Source organism: Chenggangzhangella methanolivorans (genome assembly GCF_042648545.1).
Classification (GTDB): domain Bacteria; phylum Pseudomonadota; class Alphaproteobacteria; order Rhizobiales; family Methylopilaceae; genus Methylopila; species Methylopila methanolivorans.
Window position 1 is genome coordinate 1,471,372 of record NZ_JBHRXS010000006.1, and the last position, 21,502, is coordinate 1,492,873.

19 protein-coding genes are annotated in these 21,502 nt (G+C 69.0%); 7 read left to right on the forward strand and 12 right to left on the reverse strand.

Features of this window, described 5'->3' with window-relative positions; genetic code table 11:
• Nucleotides 1-4 precede the first annotated feature (4 nt).
• Together ACFOWB_RS18475 and dusB are read right to left on the reverse strand one after the other, a co-directional pair.
• Nucleotides 5-1,135, reverse strand: coding sequence for a two-component system sensor histidine kinase NtrB (locus tag ACFOWB_RS18475; RefSeq protein ID WP_378148744.1), 1,131 nt, complete (start codon nt 1,133-1,135; stop codon nt 5-7).
• Complete coding sequence (gene dusB / locus ACFOWB_RS18480) at nt 1,132-2,166, reverse strand: tRNA dihydrouridine synthase DusB (RefSeq protein WP_378148746.1); 1,035 nt, start codon at nt 2,164-2,166, stop codon at nt 1,132-1,134. Before dusB ends, ACFOWB_RS18475 begins: the two co-directional genes overlap by 4 nt.
• Nucleotides 2,167-2,324: 158 nt before the next feature.
• Here dusB and ACFOWB_RS18485 point away from each other — a divergent pair, with 158 nt between their 5' ends.
• The gene (locus ACFOWB_RS18485) at nt 2,325-3,554 is read left to right on the forward strand and encodes a bifunctional 2-C-methyl-D-erythritol 4-phosphate cytidylyltransferase/2-C-methyl-D-erythritol 2,4-cyclodiphosphate synthase (protein ID WP_378148748.1); all 1,230 of its coding nucleotides are present in this window, start codon (nt 2,325-2,327) and stop codon (nt 3,552-3,554) included.
• Entirely contained in the window at nt 3,551-4,054 is a 504-nt protein-coding gene (locus tag ACFOWB_RS18490; protein WP_261403574.1) for a CinA family protein, read from the forward strand. Before ACFOWB_RS18485 ends, ACFOWB_RS18490 begins: the two co-directional genes overlap by 4 nt.
• A 12-nt stretch (nt 4,055-4,066) precedes the next feature.
• Here the strand turns inward: ACFOWB_RS18490 and ACFOWB_RS18495 are convergent, their stop codons facing one another.
• From ACFOWB_RS18495 to glyA, 7 genes are all read right to left on the reverse strand, one after another.
• A complete protein-coding gene (locus tag ACFOWB_RS18495) occupies nt 4,067-5,548 on the reverse strand; it encodes a methyl-accepting chemotaxis protein (RefSeq protein WP_378148751.1) in 1,482 nt (493 codons plus the stop codon).
• 125 nt (nt 5,549-5,673) lie between these two features.
• On the reverse strand, nt 5,674-6,138 hold the full coding sequence (nusB, locus tag ACFOWB_RS18500; RefSeq protein ID WP_261403576.1) for a transcription antitermination factor NusB: 465 nt from the start codon (nt 6,136-6,138) through the stop codon (nt 5,674-5,676).
• Between the two features lies 1 nt (nt 6,139).
• Nucleotides 6,140-6,622 carry a 6,7-dimethyl-8-ribityllumazine synthase gene (gene ribH, locus ACFOWB_RS18505; protein WP_261403577.1) on the reverse strand — a complete coding sequence of 161 codons (483 nt, stop codon included), beginning with the start codon at nt 6,620-6,622 and terminating at the stop codon, nt 6,140-6,142.
• Nucleotides 6,623-6,659: 37 nt separating this feature from the next.
• Nucleotides 6,660-7,271: a riboflavin synthase gene (locus ACFOWB_RS18510; protein ID WP_261403578.1), complete on the reverse strand. Its 612-nt coding sequence runs from the start codon at nt 7,269-7,271 to the stop codon at nt 6,660-6,662.
• 183 nt (nt 7,272-7,454) lie between these two features.
• Nucleotides 7,455-8,564 (reverse strand): bifunctional diaminohydroxyphosphoribosylaminopyrimidine deaminase/5-amino-6-(5-phosphoribosylamino)uracil reductase RibD, encoded by a 1,110-nt coding sequence (ribD, locus tag ACFOWB_RS18515; protein ID WP_378148754.1) that lies wholly within the window; start codon nt 8,562-8,564, stop codon nt 7,455-7,457.
• Nucleotides 8,565-8,730: 166 nt separating this feature from the next.
• Nucleotides 8,731-9,198, reverse strand: coding sequence for a transcriptional regulator NrdR (gene nrdR, locus ACFOWB_RS18520; protein ID WP_378148756.1), 468 nt, complete (start codon nt 9,196-9,198; stop codon nt 8,731-8,733).
• Between the two features lie 214 nt (nt 9,199-9,412).
• A complete protein-coding gene (gene glyA / locus ACFOWB_RS18525) occupies nt 9,413-10,720 on the reverse strand; it encodes a serine hydroxymethyltransferase (RefSeq protein WP_315855122.1) in 1,308 nt (435 codons plus the stop codon).
• A 395-nt stretch (nt 10,721-11,115) separates the two neighbouring features.
• Here glyA and uvrA point away from each other — a divergent pair, with 395 nt between their 5' ends.
• From uvrA to ACFOWB_RS18545, 4 genes are all read left to right on the forward strand, one after another.
• Nucleotides 11,116-14,238 carry an excinuclease ABC subunit UvrA gene (gene uvrA, locus ACFOWB_RS18530; protein WP_378148758.1) on the forward strand — a complete coding sequence of 1,041 codons (3,123 nt, stop codon included), beginning with the start codon at nt 11,116-11,118 and terminating at the stop codon, nt 14,236-14,238.
• Between the two features lie 282 nt (nt 14,239-14,520).
• A complete protein-coding gene (locus tag ACFOWB_RS18535; protein ID WP_261403579.1) occupies nt 14,521-14,688 on the forward strand; it encodes a DUF1127 domain-containing protein in 168 nt (55 codons plus the stop codon).
• A 402-nt stretch (nt 14,689-15,090) separates the two neighbouring features.
• Nucleotides 15,091-16,515 carry a methylenetetrahydrofolate--tRNA-(uracil(54)-C(5))-methyltransferase (FADH(2)-oxidizing) TrmFO gene (gene trmFO / locus ACFOWB_RS18540; RefSeq protein WP_378148760.1) on the forward strand — a complete coding sequence of 475 codons (1,425 nt, stop codon included), beginning with the start codon at nt 15,091-15,093 and terminating at the stop codon, nt 16,513-16,515.
• Nucleotides 16,512-16,796: a DUF3253 domain-containing protein gene (locus ACFOWB_RS18545; RefSeq protein WP_378148762.1), complete on the forward strand. Its 285-nt coding sequence runs from the start codon at nt 16,512-16,514 to the stop codon at nt 16,794-16,796. The genes trmFO and ACFOWB_RS18545 overlap by 4 nt, the downstream gene beginning before the upstream one ends.
• 12 nt (nt 16,797-16,808) lie before the next feature.
• Here ACFOWB_RS18545 and ACFOWB_RS18550 read toward each other — a convergent pair whose 3' ends face one another.
• The 3 genes from ACFOWB_RS18550 to ACFOWB_RS18560 form a co-directional block, all read right to left on the reverse strand.
• Nucleotides 16,809-17,348: a methyltransferase domain-containing protein gene (locus tag ACFOWB_RS18550; RefSeq protein WP_378148764.1), complete on the reverse strand. Its 540-nt coding sequence runs from the start codon at nt 17,346-17,348 to the stop codon at nt 16,809-16,811.
• Nucleotides 17,349-17,353: 5 nt separating this feature from the next.
• On the reverse strand, nt 17,354-19,333 hold the full coding sequence (locus ACFOWB_RS18555; RefSeq protein ID WP_378148766.1) for a potassium transporter Kup: 1,980 nt from the start codon (nt 19,331-19,333) through the stop codon (nt 17,354-17,356).
• A gap of 64 nt (nt 19,334-19,397) precedes the next feature.
• Nucleotides 19,398-20,204 carry a YdcF family protein gene (locus ACFOWB_RS18560; RefSeq protein WP_261403581.1) on the reverse strand — a complete coding sequence of 269 codons (807 nt, stop codon included), beginning with the start codon at nt 20,202-20,204 and terminating at the stop codon, nt 19,398-19,400.
• A 140-nt stretch (nt 20,205-20,344) separates the two neighbouring features.
• Here ACFOWB_RS18560 and ACFOWB_RS18565 point away from each other — a divergent pair, with 140 nt between their 5' ends.
• Nucleotides 20,345-21,460, forward strand: coding sequence for an acyltransferase family protein (locus ACFOWB_RS18565; RefSeq protein ID WP_378148770.1), 1,116 nt, complete (start codon nt 20,345-20,347; stop codon nt 21,458-21,460).
• Nucleotides 21,461-21,502 lie beyond the last annotated feature (42 nt).

Sequence of the window (21,502 nt, forward strand, 5' to 3'; positions counted from 1 at the left end):
GACGTCAGCTCCTTTGGGCGCGGCCGTCGCCGGCCACGTACATCGGCATGAGCACGCGGAAGAGCGTCCGCCGCGGCTGGGATTCGCATTCGACGATGCCGCCGTGATTGCCGATGATCTTCGCGACGAGCGCGAGACCAAGGCCCGAGCCCGTGGGCTTGGTGGTCACGAACGGATCGAACAGGTGGGGCACGAGGTCTTCCGGCACGCCGGGGCCGTTGTCGCGCACGATGAACTGCAGCGGCAGGCTGACCTTGGCCGAGGAGCCCGGCACGGAGAGGCGCACGCCCGGCTTGAAGGCGGTCGAGAGATGGATCTCCCCGTCCTCGGCGTCGCCGATCGACTCGGCGGCGTTCTTCACGAGGTTCAGGAACACCTGGATGAGCTGGTCGCGGTTGGCGAGCACCGGCGGCAGCGAGGGGTCGTACTCCTCGACGATCCGGACGTTGCGGCCGAAACCCGTCATGGCGAGCCGCTTCACGTGCTCGAGCACCGAATGGATGTTGACCGCCTCGCGCTCGATCGGGCGCTCGTCGGAGAACACCTCCATCCGGTCGACCAACTTCACGATGCGGTCGGCCTCGTCGCAGATGAGGCGGGTGAGCGCGCGGTCCTCGTCGCTCGCCGACTGCTCTAGAAGCTGCGCGGCGCCGCGGATGCCGGAAAGCGGGTTCTTGATCTCGTGCGCCAGCATCGCGGCGAGCGCCGTCACCGATCGGGCGGCGCCGCGGTGGGTGAGCTGGCGGTCCATCTTGTCCGCGATGGTGCGCTCCTGCAGCACCACCACATGGACGCCGGGCTTTTCGGACAAGGGCGCGACATGAATGTCGACGATGCGCTCGCCGCCGTTCCTCGGCGTGCCGAGGTCGACGCGATATTCGTTGACCGGCGCGTTGCGCTCGCGCGCCTGCTCGATCAGCGCCACGAGCGGCGATCCGAAGGGAACGAATTCACGGATGTCGTGACGCCGCAGGACGTTGGCTGAGACCTCGAAAAAGGCTTCGGCCGACACGTTCACGTCCACGATCCGACCATCGGCCCCAACGCACAGAACAGGGTGCGGCAGCGCGTTCAGCACGGCCTCGGGGGCGCCCGCGCCGGTGCGGGGCTTGTGTTCCGTCGCGGCGGCGCTCACGCGGCGGCCCTCCACTGAAGTTCGTCGAGCGCGCGGTCGAAGGCCGCAAGGGCGGCCTCGGGGGTGGGCGCGGTCATGGCCGCGGCTTTCGCGGCGGGCGGGATCGGCGTTCCGACGCTCGCCGCGACGGCGTCGAGCGTCCAGCCGAGATGCTTTCGCGCGTGCCGCACGCCGACGTCGCGGCCGTAGAGGCCGAGAAGGCCGTCGTAATGTTCGAGCGCGAGCGCGCGCTGGTCGTCGACCGACGGCGCATCGGGCGCGAGTCCGGTCGCGAGAAACTCCGCGACCTGGCCCGGGAACCACGGCCGCCCCTGCGCGCCGCGGCCGATCATGACGCCGGCCGCGCCGGAGGCCGTCAGCATGGCCGGCGCGTCCTCGAAGGTCGTGAGGTCGCCGTTCGCGATCACGGGGATCTGGACCGCGGATGTCACCGCGGCGATCGCGCTCCAGTCGGCGCGCCCCTCATAGAACTGGGCGCGGGTGCGGCCGTGCACCGTGAGCATCTTCGCGCCCGCGGCCTCGGCCCGGACCGCGAGCTCCGGCGCGACGATCGAGGTCTCGTCCCAGCCGAGCCGCATCTTGACCGTCACCGGAACCTCCACCGCCGCGACCGTGGCGTCGATCAGCCGGACCGCGAGGTCGAGCTCCTTCAGGAGCGCCGAGCCGCCATGGCCGCCCACCACCTTCTTGGCCGGGCAGCCCATGTTGATGTCGACGATCGCGGCGCCCGAGCCGACCGCGACCTTCGCGGCTTCGGCCATCCACGCGGGATTTCGGCCCGCGAGCTGCACCACATGAAGGTCGAGCCCGCCGCCCTCGGCGCGCAGCCGCGCTTCCGAATCGGCGCGCGCGAGTTCGCCAGACGCGACCATCTCGGACACGACGACGCCCGCGCCGAGCCGCGCCGCAATGCGGCGGAACACAACGTCGGTCACGCCGGACATCGGCGCGAGCGCGACCGGATTGCGCAATTCGACATCCCCGACGCGCAGGGACGGACGAACGGGAATGGGACCAGAGGGGCTGCTCATAATTTAGTCGTCTGACCTTGTGCACACATCTTAGCCAATCCGGACCGCTGCACAAGATTCAATCTCGCCGGGACAGCGCGGACCGGCTCCGATAAAACCGCAGGCCTGCCGACGGAACCCGAGAAGCCGCCCATGTCCCCTCTCCCGCCCTGCGTCGCATGAGCACGCCCCGTCACGACGCGCCGCTGCGGACGGCCGCCCTCATCTGCGCGGCGGGCTCTGGAACGCGCGCCGGTTTCGGCGCGCCCAAACAGTTCTTCGCGCTTGGCGGACGCCCGATTCTCGCGACCGCCGCCTCGGCTTTCATCGATCATCCGGGCGTCTCGCGACTGAAGATCGTCATCGGCGCGGATCAACGCGACGCCTATGGCCACGCCATGGCGGCTTTCGCCGGCCATCCGAAGCTCGCCGAACCCGCCATTGGCGGAGCGAGCAGGCAGGCCTCGGTGCGGGCGGGGCTCGCCGCGCTTGGCGGCGAGGCGCCCGATATCGTCCTGGTCCACGACGCCGCCCGCCCCTTCGCAGGGCCTGACCTAATCACCCGCGCGATCGCGGCTGCGGCCGAGCATGGCGCGGCGGTCCCCGGCCGCCCGGTCACCGACACGATCTGCGCCGTCGAGGCCGACGGCGCCCGCGGCGCGACGCTCGATCGTTCGAAGCTCGCGGCGCTTCAGACCCCGCAATCGTTCCGCTACGCCGATCTCGTCTCCGCGCATGAGAGGGCGGCGCGCGAGAACCGCGACGACTTCACCGACGACGGGGCGCTGATTTCCTGGGCGGGTGGGCGCGTCGCGCTGTTCGAGGGCGAGGCCCGCAACGTGAAGCTCACCACACCGGACCAGTTCGACGAGGAGGCGCTGCGGCGCGCCGGGCTCGACCATCTCGCGCTCGGCGACGTGCGAACCGGCTCGGGCTTCGACGTCCACGCCTTCGCCGACGGCGACCATGTCACGCTCTGCGGCGTGAAGGTGCCGCACGACTTCGGCCTGTCGGGCCATTCCGACGCCGACGTCGCGCTCCACGCCGTCACCGACGCGATCCTCGGCGCGCTCGGCGACGGCGACATCGGCGCGCATTTCCCGCCCTCCGACCAGCGCTGGAAGGGGCAAGACTCCGCCCTCTTCCTCGAAGACGCGGTCGCGCGCGTGCGGGCGGCGGGCGGCGTGGTCGCGCATCTCGACGTCACCATCATCGGCGAAGCGCCGAAGGTCGGCCCGCATCGCGAGGCCATGCGCGTCAGGCTCGCCGAGATCGCGGGCGTGGCCGTCGGCAGGGTCGGCGTGAAGGCGACGACGACCGAAAGGCTCGGCTTCGCCGGCCGCCGCGAGGGACTGGCGGCGCTGGCCTCCGCCACCATCCGCCTGCCGTTCCGGGATCTTCTGCGATGACGAGATCCGCCTACGACCTCGCCGAGGAGGCGCTTCGGCTGGCGCGCGGCGCCGGGCTCACGATCGCGACCGCCGAGTCCTGCACCGGCGGGCTGGTGTCGGGCGCGCTCACCGAGGTGCCGGGCTCCTCGGACGCGATGGACCGCGGCTTCGTGACCTACTCCAACGCGGCGAAGACCGAGTTGCTCGGCGTGCCCGCGGATCTGATCGAGCGCTGCGGCGCGGTGAGCGAGGACGTGGCGCGCGCTATGGCGGAAGGCGCGCTCGCCGCCGCCAAGGCCGGCGTGGCTGTCGCGATCACCGGCGTCGCGGGCCCGGGCGGCGGCACCCCGGCCAAACCCGTCGGCCTCGTGCATTTCGCCGCCGTCCGGCGCGGCCAGCCGACGATCACGCGCGAGCGCCGGTTCGGCGACCTCGGGCGGGCCGAGATCCGCCGCTTGTCGGTGCTCGTCGCGCTGGAGCTGCTCGCGGAGGCGGCCGGCCGCACTGAGACCGCCTGAGCCCGGCGCAGCCTACAGCAGCGCGCGCGACGCCTCACGGACTTCGCGGGTGGCGGAGTCGACCTGCTGGGTCGCGGCCGCGATCTCCTTCATGCGGCCGCTGATCGCGAACACGCCCTGCGACGCGAACTGCATGCTCACCGAGATCTCCCGGGTGACGCCGGACTGCTGCTCGACCGCAGACGCGATCGCGATCGAGATCTCGTTGATGCGCTTGATCGTCTCGGCGATGTTTTCGATGGCCGAGACCGCCTGCGCCGCCATGCTCTGGCTTTCCGAAATCTGGGAGCTGATCTGCTCGGTGGCCTTGGCGGTCTGCTCGGCGAGGTTCTTCACCTCGGAGGCGACGATCGCGAAGCCTCGGCCGGCGTCGCCCGCCCGCGCGGCCTCGATGGTGGCGTTCAGCGCCAGGAGGTTCGTCTGCTCGGCGATGCCGCGGATGAGGAGGACGACCTCGCCGATGCGGTCCGCCGCGGTCGAGAGGCCCGCGACGATCGCGTTGGTCTCGCGCGCCTGGCTGACGGCTTCTGTGGAGATCACGGAGGCGTTCGAGACCTTGGAGCTGATCTCCGACACCGACACCGCGAGCTCTTCGGAAGCCGCCGCGACAGACTGCACGCTGTCGGTCACGCCGCCGACCTCCTGGGCTGCGCTGCCGGCCTGCTCGGTCGTCTGGGTCACGGCGCTCAGGATCGAGTCGAGCTGGCCGCTGATCGTGACCTGGCCCTGCTCCCGCCGGTCGCGGGCCTTCGCCTGGGCCGTGACGTCGTCGCTCACGAGCTTGACGATCTTGAGCGGCTTGCCGTCGGCGCCGAGCACGGGATTGTAGGACGCCTGGATGAAGATCTCGCGCCCGCCGCGCGCGAAGCGGCGGAACTCGCCGGCCTCATACTCGCCGCGACGGAGCTTGTCCCAGAACTGGGCGTAGTCGCCGCTCGCGCGATAAGCCTCGTCGACGAACATGCTGTGGTGCCGTCCGACGATCTCCTCGAGCCGGTAGCCCATGGCGCGCAGGAAGTTTTCGTTCGCCGAGCGGATGACGCCGTCGACGTCGAACTCGACCACGGCCTGCGACCGGTGGAAGGCCGCGATCTGGTTCTCGCAATCGACGGTGTGGCGCTTCTGCGCCGTGACGTCGGCCGCGACCTTCATGACCTTCGTCACCACGCCCCTGCGGTCGACGATCGGGTTGTAGGACGCCTGCAGCCAGATCTCGCGCCCGCCCTTGGCCACGCGCCGGAACTCGCCGGCGTGGAGCGACCCGGCGCGCAGGTTCTCCCAGAACTCGCGATAGGCCGGGCTCGCCTGCTCGGCGGGATCGACGAAGAGCGCGTGGCGGCGACCCACCACCTCGTCGAGTTGATAGCCGACGACGGCCAGAAAGTTCGGATTCGCCCCGAGGATGACGCCGTCCGGCGAGAATTCGATCACGGCTTGCGAGCGCTCGATCGCCGCGAGTTTCGCTCGGGCGTCGGAGGAGCTGAGTTTGAACATGGGGAATCCTAGCGGCCCGCGATGGAGCCTTCGTGCCCGCCCGACTCTATCGGGCGTGGCGCCAAGGATGCCAGCGACACGCTAAGGAAGCGTTATCCAAGCGAATGCACGCAAAAAGAGCGAAACTACACGCCTTTGGCGAAATCGTCCTTCCGCACGTCGCGTGCGATCGCATCGAGCACGGCGTTGACCATGCCGGCCTCTTCCCGCTCGAAGAAGGCGTGGGCGATGTCGACATATTCGACGATCACGACCTTGGCGGGCACGTCGCGGCGCTTGCCGAGCTCATAGGCGCCGGCGCGGAAGATCGCTCGCATCACCGCTTCGACGCGCTTCAGCGGCCAGCCGCCCTCGAGCGTGCGGTCGACCAGCGGATCGAGCGCGCGCTGTTCCTTCAACACGCCGCCGACGAGATCGCGGAAGAACGCGGCGTCGGCCGGCTTGTACTCGTCGCCGTCCACCACCTTTCCGAGCCAGTGCGACTCGAACTGCGCGAGCGTGTCGGGAAGGCCGGCTCCTGCGACGTCCATCTGGTAGAGCGCCTGGACGGCCGCGAGCCGGGCCGCCGAACGGGTTTCGCCCTTCGCCATCTCAGGCCTCCACGCGGCGCTTGAGCCGCAGCAGCGACAGCGCGGCCTCGGCGGCCCCGCCGCCCTTGTCCATCTCGGCGACGCGGGCCCGGGCGAGCGCCTGGGCCTCGTTCTCGACGGTGAGAACGCCGTTGCCGAGCGGCAGCCGCAGCGCGACGGACAGATCCATCAGGCCGCGGGCGCTCTGCTCGGAGACGATCTCGTAATGTGTGGTCTCGCCGCGGATGACGCAGCCGAGCGCGACGGCCGCGTCATACGGCGTTCCCCGCGCGGCCGCAGTCTCGAGCAGGATCGCGATCCCGGTCGGCAGCTCGAGAGCGCCCGGCACGGTCACGACGTCGAACGTCGTCCCGGCGGCTTCGAGATGGCCGACGGCGCCCTTGAGCAGCTCGTCGGCGATCTCGTCATAGAAGCGCGCCTCGACGACGAGGATGTGGGCGCGCATGGGCTCGACGGCGCCTTTGCGCCGTTGCGGTTCGGCCATAGGATTTAGAGACCTTCGAAATTGGACGAGGCGCTTGCTAGCCGAGCGCGCCCGCCTCGGCAAGGCGCGCGGCGTAGCGGGCCATCATGTCGACTTCGAGATTGACGCGGTCGCCGACCCTCCGGTCGCCCCAGGCGGTCTCCTTCAGCGTGTGCGGAATGAGGTGGACGGAGAAGCGCAGGCCCTCGACCGTGTTGACGGTGAGCGAGGTTCCGTCGAGCGCGACGGAACCCTTGGCGGCGATAAACTTGGCGAGCGCCGGCGGCGCGTCGAGCTCGAAGCGCACCGTATCCGGCCCCTCGTCTCGCGCGACGATCTCGCCCAGCCCGTCCACATGGCCGAGCACGAGATGACCGCCGAGCTCGTCGCCCATCTTTAGGGCGCGCTCGAGGTTGAGCCGCGTTCCCTCGCGCCATGTTCCGGCGGTGGTGAGCTTGAGCGTCTCCGGGCCGGCGTCGACCGAGAAGGCCGCGCCGTCCCCATGCGACTCCACGGCCGTCACCGTGAGGCAGACGCCGTCATGAGCGATCGAGGCCCCGAGCGCGATCCCGGCCGGGTCGTAGCGGCTCGCGACGCGGAAGCGGACGAGTTCGCCCTCCTCCCGCCGCTCGAGAATTTTTCCGATGTCGCTGACGATGCCGGTGAACATGGCTGAGCCTTGCGGAAGCGAAGTGCGTGCTTCGAGACGCCAGCCGCCGGCCGGCTCCTCAGCATGAGGTGCGTGAAGGGTGGCGGAGAAGGCGATATGTCTTTCGCCGGATAGCTCCTCACGCCCGCAACGGTCCTCATGCTGAGGAGCGCCGAAGGCGCGTCTCGAAGCACGCAGTTCCTGTCAGCCCCGCAGATACGTTCTCCAGACGTCGTCGCCAACCCGCTCCTGCGAGACTTCGGGCAGACCCGCGCGAACGAGCGCCGCCAGCGGGAGGCCATCCACGGCGTCCGCCCCCAGCATCCTGGGCGCGATCAGCATCACGGCCTCGTCGACGAGGCCGGCTGCAAGCAGCGCCTTGGCCGCCATCGGCCCGCCCTCGACCATCAGCCGCGTGATCCCGCGCGCCCCGAGAAGCTGAAGCGCCTGATCGAGCCGCAGGCCGCCCTCCCCGCGCTCGACGCGCAACACCTCGACGCCGGCGTCGCGGAGCGCGCGCTCTTGGTCCGCAGGCGCGTCCACGGCGGCGAAGACCCATGTCGAGACCTCACGCGCGCCCCGGACGAGTTTCGCGCCGAGCGGCGTCCGCAGCCCTGCGTCCAGCACGATCCGGATCGGCGAACGATCTTCCATGCCCGGCAGCCGGCAGGTCAGCTCCGGATCGTCCGCCAGAACCGTGCCGATCCCGACGAGGATGGCGTCGCTCTCCGCCCGCATCAGGTGGACGCGGGCGCGGGAGGCTTCGCCGGTGATCGCGACCGGTTTTCCGCCGGGCAGCGCCACCTTGCCGTCCTCGGACTGCGCGAGTTTGAGCGTCACGAGCGGGCGTCCGAGCGTGACGCGCGCGACATGGCCGGCGTTCAGCCGCCGCGCCTCCGCCTCCATCACGCCGGTCTCGACGGAGATCCCGGCGTCGCGCAGCCGCGCGAAGCCCCTTCCGGCCACGCGCTCATCCGGATCGCCGGTCGCCGCGATCACCCGCGTGACGCCGGCGGCGATCACCGCGTCGGCGCAGGGGGGCGTCTTGCCGAAATGGCTGCAGGGCTCGAGCGTGACGTAGAGCGTTGAGCCCCGGGCCGCGTCGCCCGCCTGCGCCAACGCGACCGTCTCGGCGTGCGGACGGCCGCCGGGCTGGGTCCAGCCGCGGCCGATGATCGTTCCGTCTGGCGCGACGAGCACCGCGCCCACGGCGGGGTTGGGGGCGGTGCGGCCAAGGCCGCGGCGCGCGAGGCCGAGCGCCAGCTTCATGAAGCTCGCGTCTTGAGCCGTTAAACCATTGATCGAACTAGACACTTACTCTCACTGACGGGTTGATCGCCTGTCAGAGATCACTGTTTTGCTGGCCCGAGGCCAAAGCTGACGGTTTGCCAGATACAGGAGAAACAGCTGGTACGAAACAGCCCAGCAATCGTGGCCGCTGTCCCAAGCCACCCTTCTAACGAGAAGCTTTCGCAGAACGTCAACGGCCGCCTGATCCACTGGATGAGATTTCGCCGAGAAGCTGCTCAAAGTCCTTGGCTTCCCGGAAATTGCGGTAGACCGAAGCGAAGCGCACATAGGCGACGTCGTCGAGGCTTTTCAGCCCCTCCATCACCAGCAGCCCGAGGGTCTCGGCCGGCACGTCGGGCTCGCCTGTGCTCTCGAGCTGCCGGACGATGTCCGAGACCAGCGTCTCGATCCGCTCGGGCTCCACGGGGCGCTTGCGCAGCGCGACCGCGATCGAACGGTGCAGCTTGTCGCGGTCGAACGGAACGCGGCGGCCGGAGCGTTTCACCACGTTCAGCTCGCGCAGCTGGATGCGCTCGAAGGTCGTGAAGCGCTGGCCGCAGGCCCCGCAGACGCGGCGGCGGCGGATCACGGCCCCATCCTCGGCGGGCCGGGAGTCCTTGACCTGGCTGTCAGGCGCGCCGCAGTGCGGACACTTCATGCGAGGGGAGCTCCAAGGCGACGTTCGCCGCCGTCCTGCCCGAGCTTGTCTCGGGCATCCACGACTTTTTCGGGACGACCTGCGACGACCCAAGTCGTGGATACCCGGCTTCGCCGGGCATGACGAGCCCGACGCTCGCCGCCCGAACAGGAAGCGGCCCGCCTTCCGGAGAAGACGGGCCGCCGCCGTCGATAGGCCGAAGCCTTGGGAGAGATCAGTCCGCGTAGAGCGGGAAGCGCGAGACGAGCTCGGAGACTTCCTTGCGGACCTTCGCCTCGACTTCCGAATCCTCGTCCGCGCCCTTCTGCGAGAGCACGTCCAGCACCTGGGCGATCATGTCGCCGACCTGCTGGAACTCGCTCACGCCGAAGCCGCGGGTGGTGCCGGCCGGCGTCCCGAGGCGGATGCCCGAGGTCACCATCGGCTTCTCGGGGTCGAACGGGATGCCGTTCTTGTTGCAGGTGATGTGGGCGCGGCCGAGCGCGATCTCCGAGACCTTGCCGGTCAGCTTCTTCGGGCGCAGGTCGACAAGCATCAAATGCGTGTCGGTGCCGCCCGAGACGATGTCGAAGCCGTGGCCCTTGAGGTTCTCGGCGAGCGCCTTGGCGTTGGCGATCACGTTCTTGATGTAGACCTTGTAGTCCGGGCGCAGCGCCTCGCCGAAGGCGACCGCCTTCGCCGCGATGACGTGCATCAGCGGGCCGCCCTGGATGCCGGGGAACACCGCCGAGTTGAACTTCTTGGCGAGCGCCTCGTCATTGGTGAGGATCATGCCGCCGCGCGGGCCGCGCAGCGTCTTGTGCGTCGTCGTGGTGGCGACATGCGCGTGGTCGAGCGGGTTCGGATGCGCGCCGCCGGCGACGAGGCCCGCGAAATGCGCCATGTCGACCATGAAGAACGCGCCCACCTCGTCGGCGATCTTGCGGAACGCCGCGAAGTCGATCTGGCGCGGATAGGCCGAGCCGCCGGTGATGATCACCTTCGGCTTGTGCTCCTTGGCGAGGCGCTCGACCTCCTCCATGTCGATCCGCTGGTCTTCCTTGCGGACGTTGTAGTTGACCGCGTTGAACCACTTGCCCGAGAGCGCCGCCTTGGCGCCGTGGGTGAGGTGGCCGCCGGCCGCAAGGTCGAGGCCGAGGAAGGTGTCGCCCGGCTGCATGAGCGCGAGGAACACCGCGGTGTTGGCCTGCGCGCCTGAATGGGGCTGCACGTTGGCGAACTCGCAGTTGAAGAGCTTCTTGGCGCGGTCGATCGCGAGCTGTTCGGCGACGTCGACGAACTGGCAGCCGCCATAGTAGCGGCGGCCCGGATAGCCTTCCGCGTACTTGTTGGTCAGCACCGAGCCCTGCGCCTCGAGCACGGCGCGCGAGACGATGTTCTCCGAAGCGATCAGCTCGATCTCGTCGCGCTGGCGGCCGAGCTCGGACTTGATGGCGTCGTAGAGCTCCGGATCGCTCTCGGCGACCCCGGCCTGGAAGAAGCGGCTTTCGGCGGCCTGCGCCTGAACGTCGCTCATGGACATGGACGATCTCCCTGATGGTTGTCCCGCCGGTCGCCGCCGGCTGAACGCGGGCCTCTCAACCCGCGCCGGCGTCCCTCGCCGACGAATGCGGCTTAAGCGCCTTGAACTTGAAGCCGCACGATAGGCGGAAATGACTCGACCGCACAGTGCGGCGGAAGGCGTAGCTTGGTCGCATTCGACTTTGTATTAAGGCAGCCGCATTTGTATGCCAGATGCCATCAGTTCTTCTGAACAGCTCGACCCAGCCGATCGTTCCTGTTACGTTCCGACTCGACACGCGTGCGGCGATACGCGGCTTGACCTCGGCGTTTCGACGGGCGCGCCTTGACCGGAGCGCGGCGCCGCACGACCTGACGCCGAACGGCCACCCGACCGCCGGTGGGAAAGACTGAACCATGAGCAAGACCGCATCGCGGACCCCAGGGCCACGCGCGCCGAAGAGCGGCGCGCCTTCGCCTTCGAGCGCAAAGAAAACGGCGCCGAAGACCGACGCGCCCTCGCCTCCCAACAAGAGCAAGGCTGCGCCAAGCGAGACGAAGACGCCGCCCAAGCGCGCAAGCGCCGGCAAGTCGTCGGCCGCCGCGCTCGAAGCCGCCTTCGACAAGGCCGCCGGGCGCGCGCCTGCGGCCCCGCGCGACCAGCGCATGATCTCGATCCGCGGCGCGCGCGAGCACAATCTCAAGAACGTCGACCTCGACATCCCGCGTGACCGGCTCGTCGTGTTCACCGGCCTGTCGGGCTCGGGAAAATCCTCGCTCGCCTTCGACACGATCTACGCCGAAGGCCAGCGCCGCTATGTCGAGAGCCTCTCGGCCTACGCCCGCCAGTTCCTCGAGATGATGCAGAAGCCGGACGTCGACCAGATCGACGGCCTGTCGCCCGCCATCTCGATCGAGCAGAAGACGACGTCCAAGAACCCGCGCTCGACGGTCGGCACCGTCACCGAGATCCACGACTACATGCGCCTGCTCTGGGCGCGCGTCGGCATCCCGTATTCGCCGGCAACCGGCCTGCCGATCGAAAGCCAGACCGTCAGCCAGATGGTCGATCGCCTCAAGGCGCTGCCCGAGGGCTCGCGGCTCTATCTGCTCGCGCCCGTGGTGCGCGGCCGCAAGGGCGAGTACCGCAAGGAGATCGCCGAGTTCCAGAAGAAAGGCTTTCAGCGCCTGAAGGTCGACGGGACCTTCTACGAGATCGCCGACGCGCCCGCGCTCGACAAGAAGCTGAAGCACGACATCGACGTGGTGGTGGACCGCGTGGTCATCCGCGGCGACATCAACAGCCGCCTCGCCGACAGCCTCGAGCAGGCGCTCGGTCTCGCCGACGGCATCGCGATCGCGGAGTTCGCCGATGGCGTGGACGAGCACGGCCAGCCGCGGCGGATGACGTTCAGCCAGAAATTCGCCTGCCCGGTGTCCGGCTTCACGATTCCCGAGATCGAGCCGCGCCTGTTCTCGTTCAACAATCCCTTCGGCGCCTGCCCGGCCTGCGACGGCCTCGGCACCGAGATGAGCGTCGACGCCAATCTCGTGGTTCCCGACGGCGGGCTGACGCTGCGCAAGGGCGCCATCGCGCCCTGGGCGCGCTCGACCTCGCCCTATTATCTCCAGACCCTCGAAGCGCTCGCCAAGCACTACGGCTTCTCGCTGACGAAGCCCTGGGCGGACCTTCCGGAGAAGGCGAAGAACGTCATTCTCTATGGCTCGGGCGACGACAAGGTCCGCTTCGTCTATGACGACGGCCTGCGCTCCTACGAGACGGTCAAGACCTTCGAGGGCGTGGTGGTGAACCTCGAGCGCCGCTGGAAGGAGACCGACAGCGAGTGGGCGCGCGAGGAGATCGGCCGCTACATGTCGGACGTCGCGTGCCTGGCCTGCGAGGGCTTTCGCCTGAAGCCCGAGGCGTTGGCGGTGCGGGTGGCGGACAGCCACATCGGCCGCGCCTCGGCGCTCTCGGTGAAGGCCGCGCATGGCTGGTTCGAGGACCTGCCCAACCGCCTCACGGCCAAGCAGAACGAAATCGCGTTCCGGATCCTCAAGGAGATCCGCGATCGCCTGAAGTTCCTCGTCGACGTCGGGCTCGACTATCTCACGCTCTCGCGCGGCTCCGGCTCGCTTTCGGGCGGCGAGAGCCAGCGCATCCGGCTCGCGTCCCAGATCGGATCGGGCCTCACGGGCGTGCTCTATGTGCTCGACGAGCCGTCGATCGGCCTGCACCAGCGCGACAACGCCCGCCTGCTGACGACGCTCGAGCGCCTGCGCGACCTCGGCAACACGGTCATCGTCGTCGAGCATGACGAGGACGCGATCCGACTCGCCGACTATGTGGTCGACGTCGGCCCCGCGGCCGGCGTCCATGGCGGCGAGATCGTGGCGCACGGCACGCCCGCGGAGGTCATGGCGAACCCTGACAGCCTGACGGGCAAGTATCTCACCGGCGAGATGATGGTGCAGCCGCGCGCCACCCGTCGGAAGCCGAACGCCAAGAAGACCCTCAAGGTCATCGGCGCGAAGTCCAACAACCTCAAGGACGTGACCGCCGAGATCCCGCTCGGCGTGTTCACCTGCGTCACCGGCGTCTCGGGCGGCGGCAAGTCCACGCTGCTGATCGACACGCTGTTCAAGGCCGCGGCCCGAAAGCTCAACGGCGCCAACGAAAACCCCGGCGTCCACGAGCGCATCGAGGGCTTCGAGCATCTCGACAAGGTCATCGACATCGACCAGTCGCCGATCGGACGGACGCCCCGCTCGAACCCGGCGACCTATATCGGCGCCTTCACGCCGATTCGGGAGTGGTTCGCCGGCCTGCCCGAGGCCAAGGCGCGCGGCTACATGCCGGGGCGCTTCTCGTTCAACGTGAAGGGCGGCCGCTGCGAGGCCTGCCAGGGCGACGGCGTCATCAAGATCGAGATGCACTTCCTGCCCGACGTCTACGTCACCTGCGACGTCTGCAAGGGCAAGCGCTACGACCGCGAGACGCTCGAGGTGCTCTATCGCGGCAAGTCGATCGCCGACGTGCTCGACATGACGGTCGAGGAGGCGGTGACGTTCTTCAAGGCGGTGCCGTCGATCCGCGAGAAGATGGAGACGCTGGCGCGCGTCGGGCTCGGATACGTCAAGGTCGGCCAGCAGGCCACCACGCTGTCGGGCGGCGAGGCGCAGCGCGTGAAGCTGTCGAAGGAGCTGTCGAAGCGCGCCACCGGACGCACGCTCTACATTCTCGACGAGCCCACCACGGGCCTGCACTTCCATGACGTGGCGAAACTGCTCGAGGTGCTGCACGAGCTCGTCGACCAGGGCAACACGGTCGCGGTGATCGAGCACAACCTCGAGGTGATCAAGACCGCGGACTGGATCGTGGATCTCGGCCCCGAGGGCGGCGACGGCGGCGGCCGGATCGTCGCCGCCGGAACGCCCGAGCAGGTGGCCGCCGCGAAGGGCAGCCACACCGGCCATTTCCTTCAGGAAGTGCTGGAGCGCCGCCCGCTCAAGGCCCCGATGAAAGACGCCGCGGAATAGGTCTGCGCAGCCTGAAAGCGCGGCACGCCTATTTGATAGGCAGATAAATCAGGCCGCCGGGCGGCCATTTCCGTTCTTTTTTCAGAGAACGCAGACGGCGGTCTAAATATGAAGTGGCGGTTACCTCCGCCATGCCTGCCGCGCAAAGCAGCACTCCCGAAACAGCCCGACCGGAATCCGGTCGGCGCGCCTATATTGCCTCTATCGAAACACGGCGGCTCCGAAACCTCCGGCGCATGGGGCGCCGGCCAAAAAGCCGCCGGCTGAACTGGACGCAAGAAAATGTTGTTCTGGGCTTTCCTCCTCAAGCGCTACCGCGCGTGGAAGGTTTACCGCGAAACCTACAACGCTCTCGCTGACCTCGACGTTCGCTCGCGCGCCGACATCGGCGTGACCTGGCTCGAAATCGACGCCGTCGCCCGCCGCGCGGCGATCCAGGCCGCCGCGTGACGCGCGGCCTCCGGCTGATCTGAAAAGCCCCGGCCCCGCCGGGGCTTTTTTGTTTCTGGCGGCAGCGGCTTGGCGCCCCGGCATGCGATGTGTGCAATGCAGCATGGCGGCCGACCCGATGGTCGATCTACAACTTTAGGCGTAGCCTGACTTCAGTTGCGCGGCCTCGGGACGGCCGCGCCCTGATCCTCCTGAAGTCATTGGACCTTCCGTCATGCTGCCCGTCGTCAAACTGGTGATCTACCTCGTCCGGCGCGTCCGCGCCTGGAACCCTGACCGCGCCGCCTTCGCGTCGCGCTCGCGGTACTTCTGAGAGGCGCACGCCTCGGACCAAACGAAAAGCCCCGGCCACGCCGGGGCTTTTTTGTTGCGGCGACGGCGCGCGCCGTTACCTATGCGCCCATGACAGCGCGCCCTGATCCCATCCATATCGTCGGCGGCGGCCTCGCCGGCTCGGAAGCCGCATGGCAGATCGCCGAAGCCGGCGTTCCCGTCGTCCTCCACGAGATGCGCCCCGACCGCGGCACCGACGCGCACCAGAGCGACGGCCTCGCCGAGCTCGTGTGCTCGAACTCCTTCCGCTCCGACGACGCTGAGCAGAACGCGGTCGGCCTGCTGCATCAGGAGATGCGGAGCCTGGGCTCGCTGATCATGGGTTCGGCCGACCGGAATCAGGTGCCGGCCGGCGGCGCGCTCGCGGTCGACCGCGAGGCCTTTTCGCAGGCGGTCACCGCGGCGCTCGAAGCCCACCCGCTCGTCGCGATCGAGCGCGGCGAGGTCGCGGGGCTGCCGCCCGCGGATTGGGACAGCGTGATCGTCGCCACCGGCCCCCTCACCTCGCCGGCTCTCGCGACCGCCGTGCAGGAGCTTACGGGCGAAGGCGAGCTCGCTTTCTTCGACGCGATCGCGCCGATCGTCCATGCCGACTCGATCGATTTTGGAATTGCCTGGAGGCAGTCGCGCTACGACAAGGTCGGGCCGGGCGGCACGGGCGCGGATTACGTCAACTGCCCGATGACGCGCGAGCAGTACGAGGCCTTCGTGGCGGGCCTCGTGGCGGGCGATAAGGTCTCGTTCAAGCAGTGGGAGGCCAACACCCCCTATTTCGACGGCTGCCTGCCCGTCGAGGTGATGGCCGAGCGCGGGCCCGAGACGCTGCGCTACGGGCCGATGAAGCCCATGGGCCTCACCAACGCGCACCAGCCGGACGTGAAGCCCTATGCGGTCGTCCAGCTCCGGCAGGACAACGCGCTCGGCACGCTGTTCAACATGGTGGGCTTCCAGACCAAGCTTCGCCACGCCGAGCAGGTCCGCCTGTTCCGCACCATCCCGGGACTGGCGACGGCCGAGTTCGCCCGCCTCGGAGGCCTCCATCGCAACACCTATCTGAACGGCCCCAAGCTGCTCGACGGCGCGCTTCGGCTGAAGGCGCAGCCGCGGCTGCGTTTCGCCGGCCAGATCACCGGCTGCGAGGGCTATGTGGAGAGCGCGGCCGTCGGGCTGCTGGCGGGGCGGTTCGCGGCCGCCGAGCGGCTCGGCGCGCGCATGGCCCCGCCGCCCGCCACCACGGCGCTCGGCGCGGTGCTGAACCACATCACGGGCGGCCATCTGACCGTCGAGGGCGAAGGCCCGAAGAGCTACCAGCCGATGAACGTCAATTTCGGCCTGTTTCCGCCGGTCGACGGGCCGATCCGCGCGCCCGACGGCGCGCGCGTGCGCGGCGCGATGAAGGCGCAGGCCAAGAAGCGGATGCTGACCGACCGCGCCCGCGCCGACCTCGCCGCATGGCTCGGGCAGACCCCCGCCCCCGCGGAAGCCGCCGCATGAGCGAGACCATCGAGGACCTCGTGCTGCGGCTCGCCAAGGAGCGGGGCGAAGGCAAGACCATCTGCCCGACCGAGGCCGCAAAGGCGGCCGCAGGGCAGCGCGGCGAAGACGACTGGCAGGCCCGGCTTCCCGGCGTGAAAGCCGCGGCCGTGCGGCTCGCGCGGCGCGGAAGCGTCTCGATCTACCGCAAGGGCAAGCCGGTCGACCCGGAGGACTTCAAGGGCATCTACCGGATCGGCCTGCCGCAGACGGACGAGCCTAAGCCTGAGCCCGAGGCGTGAGCCAGGCGCCCTTCAGCGCGCCGCCACGACGACGCAGTTCACCCAGGACCGCTCCGGCTCGACGCGCCACGCCTTGATCTCGAAATGCGCCCCGAGCCGCGCCCGCCACCAGTCCGGCGGCTCGACGATGAGATGGGCGTTGCGTCCGTCCGGCAGCGTCTTTCCGGCGGCGCGCGTCGAGATGTTGAGAAACGCGGCCTTGCGGGCGAGCCGCGCGATGTCCGCCAGGACGTTGTCGAGAAGCTCCGGCTCGATGTGCTCGAGAACGTCGGTGCAGACGACGAGGTCGCAGGCCGGCGGCGGCGCGTCCTTGCCGGGCACCGCGGGATCGTATTCGACGAAGGCGATTTCGGGCAGCGACGCCGCGAGCTTGCCCTTGCCGCAGCCGTAGTCGAGCACGTCGGCCGCGGAGAACTCCTCCACCAGCCGCTGGACCTCGTCGGCCCAGCGCGCGCTGTAGGCGCCGTAGTTCGGCGTCCGCTCATGCAGCTCGGCGTTGGCCTGGCGGTAGGCCTCGGTGATGAGCGGCCCGGCGTGCGGACTGTCCGGCATTGTCCTCACACCACCATCTGGTTGCCGAGCTCGACCACGCGGCCCGCGGGGATGCGGAAATACTCGGTCACGTCGAAGGACTGGCGCACGAGGCCGATGAACAGGTGGTCCTGCCAGAGCGGCATGCCGACGCTCGCCGACGCCCGGTAGGAGCGCCGCCCGACGAAGAACGACGTCTTCATCATGTCGAAGGGCAGCCCCCGCTCCTTCGCCTGCGCGAGCGCGCGGGGAAGGTTCGGATCCTCCATGAAGCCGTAGCGCACCTCGAGCGTCGCGAAATCCTCCGAGACGCGGTTGAGCTGGATGCGCTCGCGGTCGTCGATCGTCGGCTGGTTGGTGGTGTGGACGCTCAGGATGACGTTGCGCTCGTGCAGCACCTTGTTGTGCTTGAGATTGTGCAGCAGCGCCGGCGGCGTGATCTCGGGCGAGGAGGTGAGATACATCGCCGTGCCCTTCACGCGGGTCGCCGAGCTCGTCGACATCGACTTGGCGAACTCCTTGAGCGGGATCGCCTCGCGCTGGATGCGGCTCTCGACGAAGTTCACGCCGCGGATCCAGGTCCACATCAGCACGACGATGCAGGCGCCGAACAGCAGCGGGATGTAGCCGCCGTCCGGCAGCTTCAGCAGGTTGGCGCCGAGGAAGGTGAAGTCCACCACCAGCACCGGCGACATCATCGCGATCGCGAGCGGCCAGCCGAACTTCCAGTGCTTGGCGATGACGAGCGTCGCCATGAGCGTCGAGACGATCATGGTGCCCATGACCGCGATGCCGTAGGCGGCCGCGAGGTTGCTCGAGGTCTTGAACGTCATGACCAGCAGCAGCACGCCGGCGAGCATCAGCCAGTTGACCTTGGGCATGTAGATCTGGCCGTGCTGGGTCTCGGAGGTGTGCTGCACCTCGAGATGGGGCAGCAGGCCGAGCTGCATCGCCTGCCGTGTCAGCGAATAGGCCCCCGAAATCACCGCCTGGCTGGCGATGACGGTGGCGAGGCAGGCGAACAGCACGAGCGCCAGCCGGCCCCATTCGGGAGCCATCAGGAAGAACAGGTCCTTGATCGCCGCAGGGTTCGAGATCGCAAGGCCCGCCTGGCCGAGATAGTTGAGCACGAGCGCCGGCAGCACGAGGCCGAGCCACGCGGTGCGGATCGGGCCGCGGCCGAAATGGCCCATGTCGGCGTAGAGCGCCTCGGCGCCGGTGACGGCGAGGAAGGTCGCGCCGAGCACCACGAAGCCGAGGAACTTGTGCTCGATCAGGAACCAGAGCGCATGCCAGGGATTGAGCGCCGACAGCGCGACCGGAGCGTCGAAGATGTGAACCAGACCGAGCGCGCCGAGCGTCAGGAACCAGATGACCGTGACCGGACCGAAGAAGGTTGCGACCTTGGCCGTGCCGAAGGACTGCATCGCGTAGAGGCCGACGATGATCGCGATCGTCAGGGGCAGCACGTAATGCTCGAAGGCGGGGCTCGCGACCTTGAGGCCTTCGGTCGCCGAGAGCACCGACACCGCCGGCGTGATGATCGAGTCGCCGTAGAAGAGCGCCGCCCCCACCACGCCGAGCGCGACCAGCGGCAGGCTGCGGCGGCCCAGCGCCTCCTGGGCGAGCGCCATGAGCGAGAGCGTGCCGCCCTCGCCGTGGTTGTCGGCCTTCAGCAGGATCAGCACGTATTTGAAGGTCACGATGAGGATCAGCGCCCAGATCAGCAGCGAGGTGATGCCGATCACCTCCTCCACGCTCGGCGCGTGGCCGAGATGGAGCAGCGACTCGCGCATCGCATAGAGCGGGCTCGTGCCGATGTCGCCATAGACGACGCCGACGCTGCCGACCGTCAGGGTCCAGAATCCCTGATGGCCTTCCTTTTCTTCGGCGGCTTTCGACGCCGTGACGCCGTGCGTGCCGGTCGCGCCGCGAGGGCCCGGGCTTCGCGCGGCGGCGGAAGGTTCGGGCGCCGGAGCGCCCGACTGGTCGGAACCTGTCGTCATGAAGAGCCTTGGACGGCGCCGCTGAAACCAAAGAGCGCCCGGGAGGAAACGTCGGCGCGATGTGTCATCTGTCGCCCTTTGCGGGCCGCGGCAACGGCTCGACCACATAACCGAGCAGCCAGTAGGTCACAAGGCCGACCCATTCGCGCACCGCGACGTCGGTCCGGCGAAGACCGGCCGAGACCGAGGAGAACGGCCGCGCGGCGTCCTCCGGGCCGCGCGTGCGGAAGTCGACCGGCCAGGCCTCGACGTCGAAGCCGACCTTGCGGAAGCAGCCCACCGCCCGCGGCATGTGATAGGCGGAGGTGACGAGGAGCCAGCGCTCGTTCGGCGCAGGCGTCACCAGCTCGCGCGTGAAGCGGGCGTTCTCGACGGTGTTGCGCGAGCGCCCCTCGAAGATCATGCGCTCGGCCGGGACGCCGAAGCTTTCGAACACGCGCGCGGCGAGATCGGCCTCGGTCGCGCCGTCGTAGATGATCTGGCCCGAGCCGCCCGAAAACACGATCCGCGCCTCCGGCCACCGCCGCGCGAGCGTGGCGATCTCGGTCAGGCGCTCGGCGGCCTCGGTGAGCGCGATCTCGCGCCGCGCCCCGGCCACCACCGTGTCGAAGGAGCCGCCGAGCACGATGATCCCGTCCGGCGCCGCGTCGATCCGCGTCCGCGGAAACCGCTCCTCCAGCGGAAGCAGGAGAAGGTTCGCGGCGGGCGACAGGCCGAAGACCACAAGGCCCAGGATCGACGTCGCCATCAGAGCGAGACCCGCGCCCCGCGCGCCGAAGGCCGCAAGGACGACGCCCAGAAGCCCGACGAGCGCGAGCGCGTTCGACGGCGCGGTCACGAAGCCGAAAACCTTGGACAGGACGAAGAACATCGGGCCTCCGAGCGTAGAGCGAGTCTAATGCGCCGGCGGCCGGCGAGATACGGCGGGCGGGCGCGACGTTTTATTCACGCGCTTGCGCCTAGGCTGACGTCGGCCGCCCCCAATCCGGCCGCCTGCGAGGACCAGAAGACGTGACGCCCACGCTCGCCGAATGCCTCTCCCGGCCGTGCAACGACCTTGCGGCCGTGCGGATTTTCGCGGCGACCGCGGTGCTTCACGCGCACGCCTGGTACACTGCGGTCCCCGGCCTGAAGACAGAGGACTTCCTCCACGTCTTCGCCTTCACGCTCGATTTCCAAGGCGTCCACGCCTTCTTCATCCTATCGGGCCTGCTGCTCACCCGCAGCCTGATCGACCGCCCCGACGCGCTGCGCTTCACCGTGGCGCGCCTGACCCGCTACGTCCCCGCGATCCTGGTTTCGGCGCTCTTCGCCGCGCTGGTGATCGGCCCGCTCGTGACGTCGAAGGACGCCGGCGCCTATTTCACGCCGGCGCTCGCGGGCTTCGTGATGAAGATCACGACGCTCGCCGACGTCAACGCCGCGCTTCCGGGCGTCTTTGACCGGAACCCCGAGCCCGGCATCCTCTTCATCCCGCTGTGGACGATCCATTACGAGCTCGTCTTCGCGGTGGTGCTCGCTGTCATCGGCGCGCTCGGCCTGCTGCGCTTCAGGCGCCTGGTGCTGTTCGGCCTCGTCGCGACGCTCGCGGTCAACGTCGTGTGGTTCTGGAACGGCGAGGAGCACCTCGCGCTCGGCGGGCCGCATCATCTCGTGCGCTTCTGCTCGACCTTCGGCATCGGCATCGCCATGGGCGTGTTCGCCGACCGCATTCCGGTCTCGAGCCGCATGATGCTGATCGTGACGCTCGTCGCCGTCCCGCTCGGCTTCACCAATCTCGCCGCGATCGCGGGAATGGCGCTGCTCGCCTACGCCATCATCTGGATCGGCTTCTGCGCGCCGCCGCTCGCCGCGACGTTCGCGCGCCTCGGGGTCTGGTCCTACGGCTTCTATGTCTGGGGCTATCTGATCGAACAGACCGTGGTCTACGCGCTGCCGGGCGTGTCGGCCTGGGCGGTGTTCGCCCTCTCCTTCCCGATCGCTCTCGCGGCCGGTTGGGCGTCCTGGGTCTTCGTGGAGCGGCCCTCGATCGCGCAGACGAGCGCGATCGCCTCCGCGATCCGGCGAGCGCTTTCGAAGGTCCGGACCATCGGCCGCGAAGCGTCGCCGACGGTCCGGCCGGACTAGCGAATGGCTTGGGACCGGCGGGCGCGCCGCAGGCGCCCGCCC